The 328-nt window shown below is 46.0% G+C and carries 1 protein-coding gene; it reads right to left on the bottom strand.

The genetic code is table 11. The annotated features are described in order from the left end of the window. The coding region (locus ABHV44_RS16255; protein WP_459075767.1) for a hypothetical protein at positions 1-328 on the bottom strand (328 nt) is incomplete at both ends.

The raw sequence follows: 328 nt of genomic DNA, 5'->3' as shown, positions 1-328 counted from the left end.
TAGTCCATGTACGCTCAATTGTGTACTGACCTGCGCACTCACCTTCAGTGATTACTTCACCGTTGTATTCAAGTGTTACATCTGTACAGTTGTCTATGTATTCTACTTCCAGCCCTTCGTTAGATGGTACCTGGTCGCATTCTACTGTTACATCTTCTGGGAAGAGCACAAATTCTGGAGCTACTTCATCAACCAATGTGATGATTTGCTCGAATGTTGAGCTGTTTCCGCACTCATCTACTGCTGTGTAGTCACGGATGATACGTCCTGCGCATCCTCCTGATACTGGTGTGTCCTCGTAAGTAAGGGTCACCTCACCACAGTTGTC

The sequence above is a fragment of the Halocola ammonii genome (assembly GCF_049334165.1).
GTDB lineage: Bacteria > Bacteroidota > Bacteroidia > Flavobacteriales_D > Sanyastnellaceae > JBEGHD01.
Note: the sequence above shows the minus strand (reverse complement) of the source record. Positions and strands in the feature narration are given on the sequence as shown.